The following is an 18,893-nucleotide window of genomic DNA, read 5'->3' as shown; positions in this document are numbered from 1 at the left end:
TCAGATGGCAGAGACGATCGACGTCGTCATCGTCGGCGCGGGCCCGGCCGGCGCGGTGGCGGCCAAGGAATTCACCGACCACGGGTATCGGGTCGTCTGCCTCGAGCAGGGCACCTGGCCCGACTACGCCCTGGCCCGCTCCGGCCATGCCGACTTCGAACTCGGAGCCCGCAAGCACTGGAACTGGGACCCGAACGTCCGTCAGGGCTTCGGCGACTACCCGGTCGACGACCGCGACTCCGACATCAGCGCCTTGATGTACGCCGGGGTCGGCGGCGCCAGCGTGATCTACGCGGCCCACTGGGAACGCTTCGTGCCCGCCGACTTCCGGACCCGGATGATGGACGGGGTCGGTGACGACTGGCCGTACAGCTACTGGGATCTCGAGCCCTACTACACCGAGATCGAGCAGCAGTTCGGCATCAGCGGCTTCGGCGGCGACACCTCGTTCCCCGCGGCGGAGGATCCGCCATTACCGCCCGTACCACTGAACAAAGTGGGTCGCCGCGGAGCCGAAGCGATGCACGAGCTCGGCTGGCACTGGTGGCCTGGTACCAACGCCATCGCCACCAGGGACTACGGGCCGCTGCACGTCTGTGGCCAGCGGACGGCCTGTCCGTTCGGCTGCCCGACCGGCGCCAAGGGCTCGGCGGACCGGACCCACTGGCGCGCACTGGTGGCCGCAGGCGTCGATCTGCGAACCGGTGTCACGGTCGAGCAGGTACTCACCGACCGCGGACGGGCCGGCGGGGTCGTCTACGTGGACGAGAGCGGCACCCACCACCAGCTCCGGGCGAACGTGGTGATCCTGGCCGCGAACGCGCTCGGCACACCGCGGATCCTGCTGAACTCCGCCGACGGCTCCGGGATCGCCAACAGCACGGACCTGGTCGGTCGCCGGTTGATGATGCATCCGTTCGGCAACGCCATCGGCTTGTTCGACGAGGACATGGAGTCCTGGCGGGGTCCGTTCGGGCAGTACCTGCACTCGCTGCAGTTCTACGAGACCGACCTGTCCCGCGGGTTCGTCCGTGGCGCCAAGTGGGAGCTGATGCCGGCCGGCGGGCCGCTGACCGCGATGCTGCCGGGCGTCTGGGGCGACGAGCCGGTGTGGGGACCGCGGTTCACCTCCGCACTGCGTGAACGGTTCGGGCGAGCCGCCTTCTGGGGAGTCATCTGTGAGGATCTCCCCGATCCCGGCAACAGGGTCACGATCTCGGCCGACACCGACGCCCGCGGCGTACCGGGGGTCGGCATCAGCTACCGCATCTCCGCCAATTCCACCGCGATGATGGCGTGGAACCTGGCCCGGATCAGTGAGGTGCTCGCCGTGATGGGCGCCCGCGAGACGATCGTCAACAGCCACCTGCGGGGCACCGGTTGGCACCTGCTCGGCACGACTGTGATGGGTGACGACCCGGCCAGCTCCGTGGTCGATCAGTGGGGCCAGTGCCATGACGTCGAGAACCTCTTCGTGATCGACGGCAGCACCTTCCCGACCGCCTCCGGCGTCAATCCGACCGCGACGATCGCGGCGGCCGCCTTGCGCTCGATCCGGCATCTGATCGCGCACCGCGCAGACGTTCGGGTGCCGGCATGAGCGCGGCCGCGAACGGTGAGTGGCGCGCACTGGTCGATCACCTGATTCCCGGTGGCGACGGACTGCCGGCTGCCTCCTCGGTCGGCCTGCACGACGAACTGCTGAACAACGTGCTCAAGGTCCGGCCCGATCTGCAGCCGGATCTCGAGCGGGCGATGGAACTCATCTCGGGCCTGGCGCCCGCCGAGGCCCTCCTCGCACTCCAGCAGGAACCCGCTGTCTACAACTCCGTCAGCGTCATCGTTGCCGGCGGCTACCTGATGTCCACCGACGTCACCGCTGCGCTGGGATACCGCTACGAAGAGGCGAAGCCGGTGAACTCCGACGATGTTCTGCGAGCGGTCGACGACGGTCTGCTGGATGGAGTGATCGAGCGCGGACCGATCTACCGGCTCCCTCCGGACGCACCCAGGTCGGCCTTCGAAGCCTTCGACTGAAGCGATCCGACACCCTACGAAAGCAGGTACACCCACCATGACTCACACCATCGAAGCCGACCCCGCCACCCCGAGGACCTTCGGCCATCATGTAGCGGGCCGGTCGTTGACCGGGCCACCCCTGCAACGCCACGCGCCGGCCACCGGCGTCCTGGTCGCCGAGTACGCCGACGGATCGGCCGACGACGTCGACGCCGCAGTCTGCGCGGCACATGGAGCCTTCGGATCGACGCAGTGGCAGCGCACGCCGGCGATGGCCCGGGCCGAGCTCCTCGACCAGCTCGCTGCCTTGGTTGCAGAACACCAGGAGAAGCTGGCTTGGCTCGACGCGCAGGAAGTCGGCAAGCCGTACCGCTTCGCCCTCGGCGACCTGCAGCAGGGCGTGGCCCACGTGAAGCAGGCCGCTGCGATCGCCAGAACCCTGCGAGGAGAATCCTTCACCGGCATCAGTCCCGGGTACTCCGTGATCGCCGACCGCCGGCCGGTCGGCGTGGCCGGTCTCATCCTGCCGTGGAACTTCCCCGCGCTGATCGCCCTCCAGAAGTTGCCGTACGCGCTCGCGGCCGGCTGCGCGGTGGTCGTCAAGCCGTCGGAATTCACCTCCAGCTCTGCCCTCGAGCTGGCTCGCTTGGTGGACGCCGCCGGCTTTCCACCCGGGCTGGTCAACGTCGTGACCGGTACCGGTCCGGTGGTCGGGTCCGCCCTGGTCGAACACCCGCTGGTCAGGTACGTGTCGTTCACCGGCTCCACTGCCACGGGCCGTTCGGTACTCAAGGCGGCAGCGGACAGCGTGACCCGGGTCGGCGTCGAACTCGGTGGCAAGACAGCCAACGTGGTCCTCGCGGACGCCGATCTGGACGCGGCAGCCGACGGTGTGGTCTTCGGAGCTTTCGCCAACCAGGGCGAGTCCTGTGTCGCGAGCTCCCGGCTGCTGGTCGACCGCCGGGTGGCGAACGACCTGGTCGCCGCGGTGATCGAGAGGGTCGGCAAGCTCAAGGTCGGACTGCCTGAGGATCCTCGGGCCGATCTGGGTGCCTTGATCCATCCAGGCCATCTGGACAAGGTCGTCCGGCTGGTCGACGCGGGCATCGCAGCCGGTGGTGAGGTGCTGCTCGGTGGAGGCGCTCCGGCCGAGGAGCAGCTGGACGGCGGGGCGTTCTACCAGCCGACGGTCGTCGGTGCGGTCGATGCCGGGTCTCCCCTCTTCCAGGAGGAGGTCTTCGGCCCGGTCCTGAGCGTGACCACGTTCGATGACGCGGACGAGGCGATCGCCCTCGCGAACAACACGCCGTACGGGCTGGCGCATTCGTTGTGGACACGCGATCTCGAGCGGGCATTCACCCTGTCCAACCGGCTCGAGGCCGGCACGGTCTGGGTCAACACGTGCAGCGACGGGTCGCCGGCGATTCCGTTCGGGGGGATCAAGGGCTCCGGGTTCGGTCGTGAGGCCGGGCCGGAGGGGTTCAACGAGTTCACCGAGTACCGCACCGTGCAGTTTCGCACCGAGCGTCGGTAGGGCGCACCGCACCACCGGCGAGCTGACGGCGCCAGGCTGCAGACAGCCGAACACCGCGCTCCCCCGGTAACTCCGGGGCAGCGCGGTGTTCGTGGTTCCGCCGGCAGGGCCGCGGTTGGGGGTCAGGCCCAGGCGACCGGATCGGCGGCCGGGCCCGCCTGGGGTGGCAGGGAGCTTCCGAAAGCCGGCCACACCGCGCGCATCAGATCGAACGAGAGCGCGGTGGTCGGCAGCGACAGGGACGCGGCGTCGGCCTCGCTGAGCACCGCCCGCAGGTCTTTCAGCAGGATGTCCAGCCCGTTGCCGTCGCCCTCCCACCACTCGCGGACGTGATCCCAGTTCCGGGCGATCCAGCTGTCCGCGACCGAGTGGCACAAGATGTCCTGGAGATCCCCGTGGTCGATCCCGAACGCCGAGCCGAGTCTGAGAGCTTCGAAGACACCCATCATGTTGACGCCGTAAATCAGCTGGACCGACAACTTCGCCGCCTGGGCGATCTCCGGCCGCTCCGATACCACCACGGTCTTGGAGCCGGCGGCCTCGAACAGGGGCCGGACCTCGGCCACCGTCGACGGTTCACCGGCCACCATGAAGGTCAGGGTCCCGGCGTCAGCGCCCCACGGGCCACCACTGAGCGCGGCACCGACCGGTCGGAGCCCGCCCTCGATCAACCGTCCGGCCAGGTCCCGCATCACCGAAGGGGCGATCGTGCTGGCGACGATCACCGGCAAGCCGGCCGGAGCCTTCTCCAGGACACCAGCCGGTCCGGTCAGCACCTCCTCGTTCTGCTGCGCTGTCCGAACGACGCTGATCAGGCCCGCTGTCGATTCGGACGCCACCACGCCGGGATCGCCGACGATCCGGACGCCACTGTCGGCAGCCTTCCGGCAGGCGGCCTCGACCGGGTCGTAGGCCGCCACGTCGTACCCGGCTCTGGCCAGATTGATCGCAATTCCGGCACCCATCGCCCCGAGCCCGATCACTCCGTAGGTCTGCTGCACCATCTCACTCCTCGCTGGTCCGGTCTCGTCGCCTGCTCGCCGATCTGGGCGCTTGCTCGCTGGTCCGGTTGCGCGCCGGGCTCATCCCTTCACCGCGCCTCCGACGCTGTCCACGAACCGTCGCTGGGCGATCAGGAAGAAGACGACCGGCGGCACCGTGAAGATGACGGTGGCCGCCATCACCACGTCCCACGGGGTGTCGAACATCCCGAAGAACGAGGCGAGCCCGATCCCACCGACCCAGTTCTCGCTCCGGGAGACCACGATCCGGGCGAACAGGAACTCCTGCCACGCCCAGTTGAAGGAGAAAGCAGCAGCCGCGGCGACCCCGGGAAGGGCGACCGGGAGGGTGATCCGCCGCAGGACCCCGAGCCAACCGCAGCCGTCGACCATTGCGGCCTCCTCCAACTCCGCAGGCACGGTGCGGAAGCTGGCCGACAGCATCCAGGTCACCACCGGCAGGGTGAACGCGACGTTGCCCAGCACCACCGCGACCAGCGTGTCGAACAGGCCGAGCGCGTTGACGATCGTGAACAGCGGAACCATCAGGACCACCGGTGGAACCATCTGGCTGGACAGGATCAGCATCGTCGACGCGGTCACCGCGCGGGAGCGGAAACGCGCGATCGCATAGGCTGCGCCGGCCCCGAGCAGCAACGAGATCGCGGTGCTGGTCAACGCCACCACACCGGAGTTCCGCAACCAGATCAGAATCTCGCCGTCGCGGCCGGCCTTCTCGAACCCGGCCGTGGTGAACTGCGACGGATCGATGATCGGTGGATAGTTGAAGCGCAGGGAGTCCGGTTGGACGGCCTGGATCAGCATCCACAGGAACGGGAAGATCACGGCCAGGGCGAGCAGCCAGGTGGCGCCGGTGAGCAACCCCGATCCCAGCCTCGCGATCCGGACTCCATCCGGTCTACGCGTCATCTTTGGCCACCTTCCGGTAGATGATCGTCAGCAGGATCGAGATCGCCAAGGTGACCATGCCGACCGCGGCCGCACCGTGCAGGTCGAACTGGTTGAAGCCCTCCAGATAGGTCAGCAGCACCAGCGTCTCGGTAGCGCCGCCCGGGCCGCCCCCCGTGGTCAGGAAGATCACGATGAACGCGCGGCCGAAGATCCACAGCGTCAGCAGGAGGGTGACCGCACTGGTGGTGTGGCGCAGACCGGGCAGCGTGACGTGCCGGAAACGGCGCAGCGGTCCGGCACCGTCGATGGCTGCCGATTCGTACAGTTCCTTCTGGATCGCCTGCATCCCGGCCAGCATCATGATGGCCGCGAGCGGAAAGGTCTTCCAGATCTCGATCACCGACACCGTCACGAGTGCCGACCCCGAACTGAACGGGTTCGCGACCTGGTCGATACCGAAGAACGTGAGCGCATAGGTCAGGACGCCGTACTGCGAGTCCAGCATCCAGCGCCAGATCAGCGCGGTGGCGACGAACGGCATCGCCCACGGCATGATGAACAGTGAGCGCAGTACAGAGATGCCGCGGACTTTGCGGTTGAGCAGGAGAGCAGTGCCCATTCCCGCGGCGATGCTTCCGGCAACGACGGCGATCGTGTACTGGATGGAGATGAACGCCGAGCGGTGGAACCGCGAGTCGGTGAGCAGGTCGGTGTAGTTGGCCAGCGTGAAGCCGGCCACGCCGCGGCGGGTGAAGCTCAGTCCACCGGCCTGCCACAGCGGCCAGAGGAACAGCAGCGTCATCGCCAGGACGGTCGGCAGCAGGAACATGATGACGGCTTGTCTGGTCCGCCGAGGATCTTGGTGTCGCGGGAGCCGGTTCTGGCCGCCGGGTGCCTGTCTGCCGGCAGGCACCTCGGGAGCATCGAGCCGGTCTTGCTGAAGGGACTGCATGGCCTCGCCTTTCGTGCGATCTGCCGTGCGAGGCACCGGTCAGGACCCGTCGAGAATCTTGGTCAGGTCCTGCTGCAGGGCAAGGGCCGAGTCCGCCGGAGTGGAGTCGGTGAGCAACATCTGCTGGTAGTGCTTCGTCACGCTGTCCTGGATCTGCGGGGCGACCTTCTCGTGTCCGACCGGAGCCAGCGACTCAGCATGCGGGACGGCGTCGACCATGGTCTGGAACCAGGAGTGCTTCGCGAGGAAGTCCTTGCTGACCATGCCCGGACGGGCCGGAACCTGCCACGACATCTCCACCAAGTTCTTCTGCCACTTGTCCTCGAGGGCTTTGAGGATCACCTTGGCGGCCGCATCCTTGTCCTTGGCCTTCTTCGGGATCGCGAAGAAACCGTTGGCGGCCGTCGTCCGCTCGGACCCGAAGGGCATCGGCACGGCGTCGAAGTCGGCGAACGCCTTCGGGTTCTTCGCCTTCACCGTCGCCATCACGAAGGCGCCGCAGACGATGCTCGCGATCTTGCCCTGGGCGAAGCCCTCGCGATAGTCGGTCTCGGTCTGCCCCGCCGGGATCAAGCCCTCGCCCAGCAGGTTCTCGATGAACTCGAGCGCCTTGACCGTCTCGGCGCTGTTCGCCGTGGCCTTGCCGTCCGACACGAAGTCTCCGCCGAAGCTCTTCACGATCGGGACGAGCTCACCGTAGGTCGGGAAGGCGGCGGCCGAGGCGGACATGGTCGCGAACCCGAATTGTTGGGCCGACTTGTCGCGGAGCTTGCGCGCCATCGCCAGCACCTCGGCCGGGGTCGTCGGTGCCTTCAGGCCGTTGCGTTCCAGCAACTTGCGGTTGACGAACAACACCCGCGGGTTGGAGACGTAGATGACGCCGTAGATCTTGCCGTCCGAGCCCTTCGCGATCTGGTTCGCCGGCACGAAGCTCTCGAGGTTGTAGCCCGCCTTCGTCAGCCAGGGATCGAGGGGTTCCAGCAGTCCGGCGTCGGCCCAGGCGCGCATCTGCGGATCGAAGGGCGTGACGAGGTCCGGTGGACTGCCTGCAGACAGCAAGGTGAACATTTTGTCCTGGTACTCACCGCCGGGAACTACCTCGTCGGTGAGCCGGATTCCGGCGTTCTCCGCCTCGAACTCGGCCTTCAACGCCTTCCAGTACGGCGCGTTGTCCTGCGAACCCCAGACCCAGTTCGGGAAGTCGACCACGGAGTCGCCGCCACCGGAATCGGAACTGGCCGAGGTATCCGAGTCGACCACGCAACCGGTGACCAGAGCACCCGCTGTCAGCAGCACGGTCATCCTGGCCCAGAGCGCGGATCTGCGTCGGCGGCGCCACCGTGTGTTCGCGCCTGCTCCTGTATCGCAGTTATTGGATCGCCGACTCATCGGAAACACCGCCGCTCAGATCAAGGCCGGCAGTCAGCCGGCCGGTTCTTGGGGGCCAAGCGTTCGGGGACAAGACCACCGAGTTGACCTCAGGTTGATCGTCCGTCCGGTTGATTGTCATGCGCTCATTGCACAGTTGTCAAGAGAATATTCTGGACACTATCAGCACAATCGGCGCATCAGACCGTACTGATCCGATCAGTACATCTGGCCCCTGGGCCTGACCACAAGGCAGACGATTGCTGGCCTCGAGCTCTCGATCAAGATCCCAGCGGAGCGCACCGGATCCGCTCCCCAACGGGGCGCCGGGATCATGGACGCGACGCATCACGTCTTCCGGGCGACCGCGGCGACACACGCCGGGCTGTACGCGGCTGGCTGACGGCCAGCCGCTGGCCGTCGGTCGGCTTCATCAAGCCGCGGATGGAGATCGACGCGGCGCTGGCCCTCCGGCTGAACATGCCGCCGTCGTACCCGCTCATCCACCGGGTCTGGATCGGCGGCATGGCTGTCCTGTCCCAGCTCGAGGCGAAAGCCCCGTTCCGCGCCGTCCTGGAGGAGCTTCTCCCCGGCTTCACCGACGACTGACTCAGTGCTCGTCGTGGCCCAGGACCGGCACCGACCGCAGGGTGATCGCCAGCGCGGTGGCGACCAGGGTCAGGACCACAGCGGTGATGCCGGCGGCCAGGTGCAGTCCTCCGGTGAACGCGTCCTGCGCCTGGGCCAGTACGTCGCCAGGCACGCCCTGAGCGATCGCCTCGGCCAATGAGTTGCCGCCGCGGCCGTTCATCTGGCTCCGGTACGCCGCGGTGACCACGCTGCCCAGGATCGCGATGCCCAGCGCGTAGCCGAACTCGTTGCCGGTCTGCGTCAGCGCGCCGGCGGATCCGGCCTTCTCCGGCGGGACCGAGCCGATCACCAGGTTCGTGCCCAGCGTGACCAGCGGAGCGGGGCCGACGCACTGGACCGCGAAGGCGATGACCAGGACGGCGGTCGACGTCGCCTGGGTCATCACGGCCATTCCGACCACCGTGAAGGCGATGCCGGCCGGGATCAGCACGCCCGGGCGGATCCGCTGCGCCAGCCGCGGCGCCACCTGAAAGGCGACGGTCGTGGTGACCATGCCCGGGACCAGCGCGACCCCGGCGGCCAGCGGCGTCATGCCCTGAACCAGCTGGAAGTACTGCGCGACGAACACCATCACGCCCCCGGACAGCATCGAGAAGCACAACATGCTGCCGAGCGTGACCGTGAAGGTCTTCCGGGTGAACAGGTGTACGTCGACCAGCGGGTCGGCCAGCCGCTGCTGGCGTCGTACGAAGATCCAGCCGAAGACTCCGCCGGCCACCAGCGCGCCGGCCGCCATCGCGCTTGGGCCGTGGGCGGCGAGCTGCTTCAGGCCGTGGATCGCCGGCAGGATCGCGGCCAGCGACAGCAGCACGCTCGGGAGATCGATCCGGCCCGCCTTCTCGTCGCGGTACTCCGGCAGCAGGAACGGCCCGACCGCGACCAGCACCGCCATCGCCGGTACGCCGATCAGGAACGCCGAGCCCCACCAGAAGTGGTTCAGCAGGACGCCGCCGACGATCGGGCCGATCACAGCGCCGACAGTGAAGCAGCCGGCCCAGATCCCTAGTGCCTTGGCCCGCTGCTGCGCGTTCGGGAACAGGGTGCTGATCAGCGACAGCGTGCATGGAGCGATCGCCGCACCCGCGATACCGAGTACCGCGCGGGTCACGATCAGCATCTCCGGGCTCGTCGAGTACGCCGCTGCCACCGAGGCGACACCGAACAGCGCGGCGGACGCGAGCAGCAGCCGGCGGCGGCCGATCCGGTCGCCGATGTTGCCCATCGTGATCATCAGGCCGGCGACCATGAACCCGTACACGTCCAGGATCCACAGCTGCTGGCTGCTCGTGGCGCCCAGCGCCTCGGTCACCGCAGGCACGGCCAGCAGCATGACGAACAGGTCCAGTGACACCAGTAGCGTCGCGAGCGACAGAACTCCCAGGCCGATCCACTGCCGCCGGCTGGTCGTCGCTGACGCGCTCTCGGTGAGGGTCATGATCCGGTTCCTTCCGCTGGAGTGCTTTCACCCCTGCGTCGGGCGGATCAGGCCGGATTCGACATCCGGTTCAGAACTTTTTCACCAGTAGACGATGTCCAGCTTCCCCTCGATGCTGCGGACGTTCTCCCGGGCGCACCGGTCGCAGTACACCAGCTTGCGACCGTCCTCCACCGAGGTCATCCAGGTCAGCGGCACGTCCTCCGACTCCGCCTGCTGACCACACAACGCACAACTCACTCTCACCATGCGCTCAGTCTGCACCTTCCCAGGACGACGCCCCCTCGGCCCCACCTCCACCCCGAGGAAGAGGCACGCACCGGCCCGTACTCCAGGAGCTGCGGACCCCCAGCACTACACAACCACCACCCAACGCCATCCGCTGAGCGTGGAAGCCGGTGGCGGTAAGCGGTTGATGAGTGCTGGCGATCCGCTGCCCGAGTTCAGCACGGCGAGGCCGAGGAACGGCGAGCGGCCGCGTGGGCGAGGAGCGGCGGCGGACCGCCAGCACTACACAACCGCCACCGAGAGACCCCACCTGAGCGTGGAGCCTGCCGGCCCGGCGCAGTTGATGAGTGCTGGCGGTCCGGGTACGCGGGTGCGGCGAGCGGGAGAAGCGACAGCGCCGGCGTGGCCGAGGAGCGGCGAACGCGGGCGCGCGAGGAGCGGCGAGTGCGGGCGCGCGAGGAGCGGCGGCGGACCGCCAGCACTACACAACCGCTGGCGACGCCGCGCGCTGAGCGTGGAACCTGCCGGCAGAACCCAGTTGTGTAGTGCTGGCGGTCCGGGCCAGAGACGGCGGGGCGCGGCGGCGGGGCGGGGCGTGGCCGAGGGGCGGGCGTGGCCGAGGGGCGGGCGTGGCCGAGGGGCGGCATCCGGTGGATGCCGCCCCTCGGTGATTCAGCTGGTCAGGCTTGGGTGCCTGCCGGCCGGTCCTCCCTTTCGGACCGGCCCGCGGGCGATGTGTTCTTTCTGGTGGTCAGACCAGCCGGGCGAGTGCGAGGCGCGCGCGTGCGCTGGCCCTCTCAGCTCGCCGGGCGGCCCGCTCGGCCCGCTTCTCGGCTCGCTCGATCTGACGAGCAAGGTGGAAGCGCCGGTTCTGCTCTGCGTCGGTCAATGTAGATCGACAATGAGCACGAGCAAGATCTTCGTTCATTAGATGCATTTCCATTCTCCTGCGTGAAGTCTGTGTCGTCATGGCTCGGTTTCTCGATTCCGGTTGGTTCGTCAGGCTGCGGTTACGGTGTCACTCTTGCGGGGACGCCCACGGGGCCGCTTGCGCGGAACCACCACTCCCTGGACGAACAGTTCGCCGCCCCACACTCCCCACGGCTCGGAACGCTCGAGCGCTCCGGCCAGGCACTCGGCCTTCAGCGGGCAGGTGGTGCACAGCGACTTTGCGTACTCGACGTCCGCCGGCGATTCGGCGAAGAAGAGTTCTGGCGCGTAGGACCGACAGGGCAGGTCCTGCGACGTTGCCACCTCGGTGAAGACATCGAGGAAGCTCACGCTCATTCCGGTCACCTCCCAGTGACTTGATGCTGATCTCTTGTCGTCGGTGACGACCTCCGGTCGAAGGCCACCAAATCTGTGGACAAACACTGGCTGATCAAACAGAAAGGCCGCGGGACCCTTTTCGGGTTCCGCGGCCTTGGAGGTGCCGGGCTGACGTCTGTCAGACCGGTGGACTCCATGCTCGAGAACCCGAACCGCCGTACTTCGCATCGCCGACAGCTCCGCCCCGGATCTGGGCAGCGCCGGAAGCCATGAGCACAACGGCCGCGAGATGCGTGCGCGGGAAGGCACCCAGGATCTGGGCGCACGGCAGCGCTACAGCGTCGCTGAACGGCTTCTTGACGATGTTGATCGTGATCATTTCCAGGGCACCTCCTCTCGTTGTGGCGAAGCGGGCGGTTAGCTCGATCGCTATGGTTGTTTGAAGTTTTCGGCCAGGCTTCGACCGCAGAAAGAACAGTACGCCGTCCCCATCGGAGCCCGCAAACTATTTATCGCCAGTTCGCGAAGTTGGCCGGAAGTTGCCGCCTCGGCGTCCGAATCTGGCTGCCTCGACGGTCTTCCGGCACGCTCCGGGACGTCATCCGCACGCTCCGGGATCGTTGCCTGTGTCACCTAATTGCCACGTCTGCCAGGAGCAGAACACGGCCTGTCCTCCAGGGTGCGCCCCACTCCCCCTGCCTGGCAACACATTTCCGGCCAGTAGCCATGGTCTGCCCGGAAGGGCAGGTCATCGGGCGGGACGAGATCAGCGCGTGCAGAGGGTCAGGATGTGGGCGCCGTACTTGGTGAGTTTGGTGTGGCCGATACCCGGGATCCGGCGGAGGGCCTGTTCGTCGGCGGGACGAGTCTCGGCGATCGCGGTCAGGGTGGCGTCGGTGAGGATGACGAAGGCCGGCATGCTTTCGGACGCCGCCTGCTCCGTGCGCCAGGCGACCAGGGCGTCGTACAGGTCCTGGTCGATCGTGGAGGGACAGTCCTCGCAGCGGCCGAGCTTGCGGGCACCGGGATCGAGCAGGCCGCGACCGCAGACGCGGCACTTCGGGATCGGCCGGCCGGACCGGGCGGCGCGCTCGGAGCGGTCCGTAGACGGCTCCCGCGCTGTTGGTGGCCGGGACGTACGGACGCCGATCGGGTCGAGGAACCGGGTCGGACCCCGCTGACCGCGCCCACCTGGGGAACGTGACGTCGACCAACTGATGAACAGCTGGTCCTTCGCCCGCGTCACCCCGACGTAGAACAGCCGCCGCTCCTCCTCCACCTGCGCCGGCGTCTGGGCGTAGCTGATCGGCAGCGTCCCCTCGTGCGCGCCCACGATGAAGACGCAGTTCCACTCCAGGCCCTTGGCCGCGTGCAGCGTGGCCAGCGTGACCCCCTCGGCCAGCGGCGCGTGCTGAATCGTGGCCCGCCGGTCGAGCTCCGCCATCAGATCCAGCAACTTCGCCGACGGATTCTCGGCGGCGAAGTCCGAAGTCATCGTCACCAGCGCGCTGAGCGACTCCCACCGGTCCCGGACGGCACCGGTCCCGGTCGGTGGCTCCGGCGTCCACCCCGCTCCGCCGAGCACCCCGGTCACCACCTCGACCAGATCGTCCGAGACGTCCCCGGCCTTGGCCTGGCCCCGCAGCAGTACGGCGGCCTGCCGAATCTCGGCGCGCTCGAAGAACCGCTCGGCACCCTTCAGCACTGCCGGGATCTTCCGCTCGGCCAGCGCCTGCTCGAAGTTCTCCGACTGGGCGTTGGTCCGGAACAGTACGGCGATGTCCCGCAGCTGAGCCCCCTCGTCGCGGAGCCGGGCGACTGCCCGAGCCACCGCATCGGCCTCGGCGACCTCGTCGGAGTACTCGCGGTAGACCGGAACCGGACCGGCGTCGCGCTGGGAGCGCAGTGTCACCCGGCCGGGCAGTCCGGACGGTCCGGCCGCGTCGAGGATCTTGTTCGCGATGTCGACGATCTGCGGAGTGGATCGGTAGTCGCGGACCAGCTTGATCACGTTCGCCGACGGGTGCCGGGAGGCGAAGCGCACCAGGTTCTCCGGCTCGGCGCCGGCCCAGGAGTAGATCGTCTGCGCCGGGTCGCCGACCACGCAGACGTCCTCGCGGCCGCCGAGCCACAGGTCGAGCAGGCTCTGCTGCAGCGGGCTGACGTCCTGATACTCGTCGACCACGAACGTCCGGTACTGCCGGCGGATCTCCGCCGCCACCCGCTCGTCCTCAGCGAGCAGCGCGACCGCACAGAGCAGCACGTCCTCCAGATCGATCCGGCCGCGCTCCAGCTTCACGTCCTCGTACGCCGCGAAGATCCGCGCGATGGTCGCCGGGTCGAACGCGGCCAGCGTCCGGCCCGAGCGGGGCGCCAGCTTCGCGTAGTCGTCCGGCCGGACGTTGCTCACCTTGGCCCACTCGACCTCACCGGCCAGGTCGCGCAGCGCGGGCGTGTCCACCCGGACCCGGCAGCGCGATGCCGCCTCGGTGAGCAGCGGGAACTTGCGATCCACGATCATCGGCAGCTCACCGCCGTACACCTTGGGCCAGAACCATCTGGCCTGCCGCAGCGCGGCGGAGTGGAACGTGCGCGCCTGCACACCCTCGACGCCGAGCTGAGCGAGCCGGCCGCGCATCTCCCCCGCGGCGCGCTGGGTGAACGTCACCGCGAGCACCCGCAGTGGGTCGAACGTCCCGGTCCGCACGCCGTACGCGATCCGATGGGTGATCGCCCGCGTCTTCCCGGTCCCCGCACCCGCCATCACCACAACCGGCCCGTGCAGAGAGGTCGCGACCGCTCGCTGCTCGGGATCGAGCGCCTCGAGCAGAGCATCCGCGGAACCCACGGCAACGGATTGTGTGAGATCGCTCACGGGCTGGGACATGCGGGAAGAGCACCACCTGCGGCGTGGTTCGGGTAGGACGAGAGCAACCCTAGACGGGCCGCCGGACAGAATCCGCGCCCACTTGCAGAAGGAGACAGCCGATGGCGGCTTTCACGATGTACTCGACCCCTTGGTGTGGCTACTGCCACCGCCTCAAGGGCCAACTGACGCGGGCCGGGATCGAGTTCACCGAGGTCGACATCGAGCAGGTCCCGGAGGCCGCGCAGATCGTCGAGAAGGTCAACAACGGCAACCAGACGGTGCCGACGGTGGTCTTCCCGGACGGGACCGCGATGACGAACCCGTCGCTGGCCCAGGTCGCCGAGAAGCTGGCCGCCTGACCCGGCACCCCGCAGTACGACGCCCGCGGCGCCGACCCCCTCAAGGGTCGGCGCCGCGAGTCATAGTGCGCGAGTTATGGACTTTACGGTCATGACCGTTATACCGTCGCGGGAACCACGTCGCAGGGAGCCCGCCCATGATCCCGCGCAGTTCAGTTCGCCATGCCCTCTTCCGCATCGCTCTGGTCCTGGCTGTCGTGCTGGGACTGCTCGTCACCGGTGGCCCGGCCGCCACTGTCGGTCCGGACCCCCACCGGCCACCGCCTGATCTCTTCCCCTCCGAGACCGGTCCGCTCACCCCCGACCGCAACCGGACCAGCAAGGCCGCCGACGTCATCCAGGATCTCGGCGCACCGATCAGCTCCCTCACGATCATGGAGGGTGCCATCGGCCGCACACCGGACGGCCGCGACGTCGTGTACGCCGTACCCGCCGGTGAGAACGCACTCCTGAACGTCGTCGACCTGCACTCCCGCCAGTTGCTCAACACCGTGACGCTCAACGGGGCCGCCGGCGCGTGGGCGATCGTGGTGGCCGCGGACGGCCGTGTGTACGTCGGCACGTACCCGAACGCGCACCTCTATCGCTACGACCCGGCGGACGGCACGGTCAGCGACCTCGGCCAGCCGATCCCTGGCGAGTCACAGATCTACGGCCTCACCGCCGACCAGAACGGCAACGTGTACGCGGGCACCTACCCGACCGCACACGCCTTCAAGTACGACGGCAGTACCGGACAGGTCACCGACTACGGCTCACTCGACCCGGTGCAGCAGTACGCACGGTCGACGGTGTACGACCCGGACCACAACGCGCTGTTCGTGGGCATCTCCACTCCGAACGCGAGACTGCTCCGCATCGACCTGGCGACCGGTGCGGTCGAGGACATCACCCCACCGGGTCTGCCGGCCAAGGACTTCATCGACCTCGACTACGCGGGCGGTCGGGTCTTCGCCAACGCCAGCAGTCGTCTGATCGTGGTCGACGCAGTCACAGGTGAGCAGCTCAAGTTCACCGACTCCGAGACCGGCAGTCAGGTCATGGACTACGCGATCGCCGCCCGCGGTGTGTCCGCAGCCGGTCCAGGTGGCGTGTACTTCACCACTAGCACGCTCGCCCTGATCCATTACGACCTCGACACCAACACGATCGGCCCGGTGTCGCCAACGGTCCGGCTGACCCGTGGCGCTTCGATCGGCTACGGCTGGGTCACCGAGAACGGCGTACCGGTGCTCTACGGCCTGGCCGGCAACTACTCCGGTGGAACGTTCCGGTACGACCCCCAGGCCGGGACGCTCGCGCAGTGGAGCTCACCGTTCCAGTACGTCCCGGTGCCACTCATGCACGCGCTCTCGAACCCGTCCGACGGCAAGGTCTTCGTCAACGCGTACCTGAACGGGTCGACGTCGGTCTACGACCCACCAACCGGCAAGTCCACGGTCACCACGCGACTGGGCCAGGTCGAAGGCTGGGGGTGGGACACCACCGGCAAGATGTACGTCGGCATCTACCCGTACGGCCGCCTGTCGCTCTGGGATCCGCACGCACCGGAGAGCCCGACGAACCCCCGTGAGCTGTTCAGTCTGGTCGACAGCCACCACCAGAACAGGCCCCTCGCGGTGGTCCCGTCCGGCGACCATGTGTACGTCGGCACCACTCCCGGGTACGGCGAGTACGGCGGAGCCATCACGGTGTACGACGTACCGACCGGTGCGTTCACGGTGTACCGCGATGTGGTGGTGGACCAGACGATCGCCTCGATCCTGCCGATGGGAACAACCCTCTGGGCGGGCTCCGGCATCGAAGGCGGCCAGGGCACCGAGCCGCGCGCGACCGAGGCCCACCTGGTCAAGGTCGATCCGGCGACCGGCTCTGTCAGCACAGACGTCGTCCCAGTGCCAGGCGCAGCCAGCATCAACGAGCTCAGCATCGGACCGGACGGCAACCTGTGGGGCCTCGCGGACGGCACTGTGTTCGTCGCCAACCCCGCCACAGGCCAGGTACTGCGGACCATCCCGGTGTTCACCGGCAGGACCGGCGCCAACGACGGAGCACTGTCCTGGCGCGACGGCTACCTGTACGGCGTGACCGGCGGCCGCCTGTTCGTCGTCGACAGCCTCAACGGCGAGGCGACCGTACTGCGCGACCACGGCCTCAACCGGCTCACGCAGACAACGGACGGCACCTACTACACGTTGCTGCGCCCGGACGGCTGGACCAACCCGACCAATCTGGCTTCCTACACCCCACCGGCGGACCCGTGTCCCCAGTCGGACCTCCGGACCACGGTGTGGACCGGGAACGTCAACAGCTACGTGATCAACCGCAACGTCCGCTACGGCTGCACGCTGACCGACGAGCTACCCGACGCGTCAGCCGACTGGCCGAACCACGCCGCCTACGTTCGCGCCGTGGACAAGACAGTCGGGGAGCTGGAGTCCGACGGCACGGTGGAGCGCTGGGAAGGAGCCCTCATCCGTGTCGCCGCGACCCGCTCCGACGTTGGCCGGTGATCACCAACTACCGGTGAGGTCCTCTCCGTACCAGCCCTCGATCAGGCGGCGGGAGATGGAGATGCTGCCGGGGAGGGCCATCGTGCCGGCTTCGACCAATGCACGAAGGTCCTCCCTGGTGAACCACCTGGCCTCAGCGATCTCGTCGGCGTCCACCTCGATGTCGGTGCTCGCCGCCTTCGCGTAGAACCCGAGCATCAGGCTGGACGGCAGCGGCCACGGCTGACTGCCGGCGTACTCGATCTCGGCTCCCACGACCACTCCGGTCTCCTCGAGGACCTCACGCCGTACGGCGGCCTCCAGCGACTCGCCGGGCTCGACGAAGCCGGCCAGGGTCGAGTACCGGCCCTCGGGCCAGGCGGCGTTGCGGCCGAGGAGCGCGCGGTCCTGGTCGTCGGTGACCAGCACGATGATCGCCGGATCGCTCCGCGGGAAGTGGTGCGCGCCGCACGCGGGGCAGTCCCGCACGTGGCCGGCCTCGACCACGACGGTGTGCTCACCGCAGTTCGCGCAGTGCGTGTGGACGGCGTGCCAGTTGGCCAGACCGATCACATGCACCGCGATGCCGGCCTCACGGTTGTCCAGGACCACGCCCATCTCGCGCAGACCGGCGTACGACTCGTCCGGCTGGCCCTCGGCCAGGACCGCGAACACAGCGCGACCGTCGGCGGTCTGACCGGCACCCGACTCGCGGTCGATGCCCAGGAAGATCCGGGCGCCCTCCGGCGCCTCGGCGGGAGCGAGCAACCGCAGTTCGGTCCGTTCGGGGTTCACCAGCATCTTGTCGCCGATCACCACCGCCACCTGCGTGTCCGGAGCGGCCCAGGCCTTGTCCAGCCAGTCGGCGTCTCGTCTGCGATCGGCCGCACGGTCCAGCACGGACCGGGACAGGGCTAGGGAACCAGGAGCGATGGAGTAGGCCACGTGACTCAACATATCCCGGCACCGTGAGAGCATCCCTCGCATGAGTATTCACATCGCCGCCGAGAAGGGGCAGATCGCGCCGCGGGTGCTGTTCCCCGGTGACCCACTGCGGGCCAAGTGGATCGCGGAGACCTACCTGTCCGACGTGACCTGCTACACCGAGATCCGGAACATGTTCGGGTTCACCGGCACCTACAAGGGTGAGCGCGTCTCTGTGCAGGGCTCCGGCATGGGCCAGCCGTCCGCGGCCATCTACGCCAACGAGCTGTTCGCGGAGTACGACGTCCAGACCCTGATCCGGGTCGGGACCTGCGGTGCGCTGACCGAGGCCGTCCGGGTCCGGGACGTCATCGTGGCGATGTCCGCGAGCACCGACTCGCAGATGAACAGGCTGCGCTTCCACGGCATCGAGTACGCACCGACCGCGGACTACAAACTGCTCCGCGCCGCGGTGGACGCGGCCGAGGCGGCCGGCCTGAACGTGCACGTCGGTCAGGTGTTCTCCGGCGACCTGTTCTACAACGACCGCCCCGATCTGGTGGCCCGGACCGCGGAGTACGGCGTACTGGGTATCGAGATGGAGGCTGCCGCGCTCTACACGCTGGCGGCGAAGTTCGGCCGCCGGGCGCTCGGCATCATGACGGTGTCGGACCACCTGATCACCAAGGAGGAGACGACCGCCGAGGAGCGGCAGACCACGTTCTCCGAGATGATCACGATCGCCCTCGACGCGGCGATCGAGGTGCCGGTCTGAACCGGGTCGCCACCGCCCTGGCCGCCCTGCTCCTGCTGACCGCCTGCTCGTCCGGCACCTCCAGCACAACACCAGAGGCAGACAAGCCCGAGGCGAGTGGCACAA

General features: G+C 68.2%; 17 protein-coding genes. 7 read left to right on the top strand and 10 right to left on the bottom strand.

Going from position 1 to position 18,893, the window contains the following annotated elements:
* Positions 1-4 precede the first annotated feature (4 nt).
* The 3 genes from ACIBG5_RS40585 to ACIBG5_RS40575 are packed head-to-tail and all read left to right on the top strand — an operon-like array spanning position 5 to position 3,553.
* On the top strand, positions 5-1,600 hold the full coding sequence (locus tag ACIBG5_RS40585; RefSeq protein WP_396397350.1) for a GMC family oxidoreductase: 1,596 nt from the start codon (positions 5-7) through the stop codon (positions 1,598-1,600).
* Positions 1,597-2,037 carry a hypothetical protein gene (locus ACIBG5_RS40580; protein ID WP_396397348.1) on the top strand — a complete coding sequence of 147 codons (441 nt, stop codon included), beginning with the start codon at positions 1,597-1,599 and terminating at the stop codon, positions 2,035-2,037. Before ACIBG5_RS40585 ends, ACIBG5_RS40580 begins: the two co-directional genes overlap by 4 nt.
* A 37-nt stretch (positions 2,038-2,074) precedes the next feature.
* The gene (locus ACIBG5_RS40575; RefSeq protein ID WP_396397346.1) at positions 2,075-3,553 is read left to right on the top strand and encodes an aldehyde dehydrogenase family protein; all 1,479 of its coding nucleotides are present in this window, start codon (positions 2,075-2,077) and stop codon (positions 3,551-3,553) included.
* A 122-nt stretch (positions 3,554-3,675) separates the two neighbouring features.
* Here the strand turns inward: ACIBG5_RS40575 and ACIBG5_RS40570 are convergent, their stop codons facing one another.
* The 4 genes from ACIBG5_RS40570 to ACIBG5_RS40555 all read right to left on the bottom strand — a co-directional run bounded on the left by ACIBG5_RS40570 (position 3,676) and on the right by ACIBG5_RS40555 (position 7,714).
* Complete coding sequence (locus ACIBG5_RS40570) at positions 3,676-4,557, bottom strand: NAD(P)-dependent oxidoreductase (RefSeq protein WP_396397344.1); 882 nt, start codon at positions 4,555-4,557, stop codon at positions 3,676-3,678.
* A 78-nt stretch (positions 4,558-4,635) separates the two neighbouring features.
* Complete coding sequence (locus ACIBG5_RS40565; protein ID WP_396397342.1) at positions 4,636-5,484, bottom strand: carbohydrate ABC transporter permease; 849 nt, start codon at positions 5,482-5,484, stop codon at positions 4,636-4,638.
* Positions 5,474-6,295 (bottom strand): carbohydrate ABC transporter permease, encoded by an 822-nt coding sequence (locus tag ACIBG5_RS40560; protein ID WP_396397340.1) that lies wholly within the window; start codon positions 6,293-6,295, stop codon positions 5,474-5,476. Before ACIBG5_RS40560 ends, ACIBG5_RS40565 begins: the two co-directional genes overlap by 11 nt.
* Before the next feature lie 162 nt (positions 6,296-6,457).
* A complete protein-coding gene (locus tag ACIBG5_RS40555) occupies positions 6,458-7,714 on the bottom strand; it encodes an ABC transporter substrate-binding protein (protein ID WP_396397338.1) in 1,257 nt (418 codons plus the stop codon).
* A gap of 516 nt (positions 7,715-8,230) precedes the next feature.
* Between ACIBG5_RS40555 and ACIBG5_RS40550 the strand changes: the two genes are divergently transcribed.
* Positions 8,231-8,395: a hypothetical protein gene (locus tag ACIBG5_RS40550; protein ID WP_396397337.1), complete on the top strand. Its 165-nt coding sequence runs from the start codon at positions 8,231-8,233 to the stop codon at positions 8,393-8,395.
* Between the two features lies 1 nt (position 8,396).
* Here the strand turns inward: ACIBG5_RS40550 and ACIBG5_RS40545 are convergent, their stop codons facing one another.
* The 5 genes from ACIBG5_RS40545 to ACIBG5_RS40525 form a co-directional block, all read right to left on the bottom strand.
* Positions 8,397-9,872, bottom strand: a complete 1,476-nt coding sequence (locus ACIBG5_RS40545; RefSeq protein WP_396397335.1) for an MFS transporter — start codon at positions 9,870-9,872, stop codon at positions 8,397-8,399.
* A gap of 81 nt (positions 9,873-9,953) precedes the next feature.
* Entirely contained in the window at positions 9,954-10,121 is a 168-nt protein-coding gene (locus ACIBG5_RS40540; protein WP_396397333.1) for a hypothetical protein, read from the bottom strand.
* Between the two features lie 978 nt (positions 10,122-11,099).
* Positions 11,100-11,387 (bottom strand): WhiB family transcriptional regulator, encoded by a 288-nt coding sequence (locus ACIBG5_RS40535; protein ID WP_131285495.1) that lies wholly within the window; start codon positions 11,385-11,387, stop codon positions 11,100-11,102.
* Between the two features lie 160 nt (positions 11,388-11,547).
* Positions 11,548-11,748, bottom strand: a complete 201-nt coding sequence (locus tag ACIBG5_RS40530) for a hypothetical protein (protein WP_396397331.1) — start codon at positions 11,746-11,748, stop codon at positions 11,548-11,550.
* Between the two features lie 387 nt (positions 11,749-12,135).
* Positions 12,136-14,256 carry an ATP-dependent DNA helicase UvrD2 gene (locus tag ACIBG5_RS40525; RefSeq protein WP_396397329.1) on the bottom strand — a complete coding sequence of 707 codons (2,121 nt, stop codon included), beginning with the start codon at positions 14,254-14,256 and terminating at the stop codon, positions 12,136-12,138.
* A gap of 101 nt (positions 14,257-14,357) precedes the next feature.
* On the opposite strand from ACIBG5_RS40525, the gene ACIBG5_RS40520 reads away from it, so the two are divergent.
* Entirely contained in the window at positions 14,358-14,597 is a 240-nt protein-coding gene (locus ACIBG5_RS40520) for a mycoredoxin (protein ID WP_396397327.1), read from the top strand.
* A gap of 137 nt (positions 14,598-14,734) precedes the next feature.
* Entirely contained in the window at positions 14,735-17,110 is a 2,376-nt protein-coding gene (locus ACIBG5_RS40515; protein ID WP_396397325.1) for a PQQ-binding-like beta-propeller repeat protein, read from the top strand.
* Here ACIBG5_RS40515 and nudC read toward each other — a convergent pair whose 3' ends face one another.
* Positions 17,111-18,034 carry an NAD(+) diphosphatase gene (gene nudC, locus ACIBG5_RS40510; protein ID WP_396397323.1) on the bottom strand — a complete coding sequence of 308 codons (924 nt, stop codon included), beginning with the start codon at positions 18,032-18,034 and terminating at the stop codon, positions 17,111-17,113.
* A gap of 40 nt (positions 18,035-18,074) precedes the next feature.
* On the opposite strand from nudC, the gene deoD reads away from it, so the two are divergent.
* Positions 18,075-18,788 (top strand): purine-nucleoside phosphorylase, encoded by a 714-nt coding sequence (deoD, locus tag ACIBG5_RS40505; protein WP_360458037.1) that lies wholly within the window; start codon positions 18,075-18,077, stop codon positions 18,786-18,788.
* Positions 18,789-18,893 lie beyond the last annotated feature (105 nt).

The organism is Kribbella sp. NPDC050241 (genome assembly GCF_044459685.1).
Taxonomy (GTDB): Bacteria; Actinomycetota; Actinomycetes; order Propionibacteriales; family Kribbellaceae; genus Kribbella.
The sequence above is the reverse complement of the archived record's forward strand: the minus strand, read 5'-3'. Positions and strand labels throughout refer to the sequence as shown.

Bases quoted from the DNA above. Each gene is read 5' to 3' on its own strand.
- ACIBG5_RS40585 (WP_396397350.1), top strand. From the start codon at position 5: ATGGCAGAGACGATCGACGTCGTCATCGTCGGCGCGGGCCCGGCCGGC.
- ACIBG5_RS40580 (WP_396397348.1), top strand. From the start codon at position 1,597: ATGAGCGCGGCCGCGAACGGTGAGTGGCGCGCACTGGTCGATCACCTG.
- ACIBG5_RS40575 (WP_396397346.1), top strand. From the start codon at position 2,075: ATGACTCACACCATCGAAGCCGACCCCGCCACCCCGAGGACCTTCGGC.
- ACIBG5_RS40570 (WP_396397344.1), bottom strand. From the start codon at position 4,557: ATGGTGCAGCAGACCTACGGAGTGATCGGGCTCGGGGCGATGGGTGCC.
- ACIBG5_RS40565 (WP_396397342.1), bottom strand. From the start codon at position 5,484: ATGACGCGTAGACCGGATGGAGTCCGGATCGCGAGGCTGGGATCGGGG.
- ACIBG5_RS40560 (WP_396397340.1), bottom strand. From the start codon at position 6,295: ATGTTCCTGCTGCCGACCGTCCTGGCGATGACGCTGCTGTTCCTCTGG.
- ACIBG5_RS40550 (WP_396397337.1), top strand. From the start codon at position 8,231: ATGGAGATCGACGCGGCGCTGGCCCTCCGGCTGAACATGCCGCCGTCG.
- ACIBG5_RS40545 (WP_396397335.1), bottom strand. From the start codon at position 9,872: ATGACCCTCACCGAGAGCGCGTCAGCGACGACCAGCCGGCGGCAGTGG.
- ACIBG5_RS40540 (WP_396397333.1), bottom strand. From the start codon at position 10,121: ATGGTGAGAGTGAGTTGTGCGTTGTGTGGTCAGCAGGCGGAGTCGGAG.
- ACIBG5_RS40535 (WP_131285495.1), bottom strand. From the start codon at position 11,387: ATGAGCGTGAGCTTCCTCGATGTCTTCACCGAGGTGGCAACGTCGCAG.
- ACIBG5_RS40530 (WP_396397331.1), bottom strand. From the start codon at position 11,748: ATGATCACGATCAACATCGTCAAGAAGCCGTTCAGCGACGCTGTAGCG.
- ACIBG5_RS40525 (WP_396397329.1), bottom strand. From the start codon at position 14,256: ATGTCCCAGCCCGTGAGCGATCTCACACAATCCGTTGCCGTGGGTTCC.
- ACIBG5_RS40520 (WP_396397327.1), top strand. From the start codon at position 14,358: ATGGCGGCTTTCACGATGTACTCGACCCCTTGGTGTGGCTACTGCCAC.
- ACIBG5_RS40515 (WP_396397325.1), top strand. From the start codon at position 14,735: ATGATCCCGCGCAGTTCAGTTCGCCATGCCCTCTTCCGCATCGCTCTG.
- deoD (WP_360458037.1), top strand. From the start codon at position 18,075: ATGAGTATTCACATCGCCGCCGAGAAGGGGCAGATCGCGCCGCGGGTG.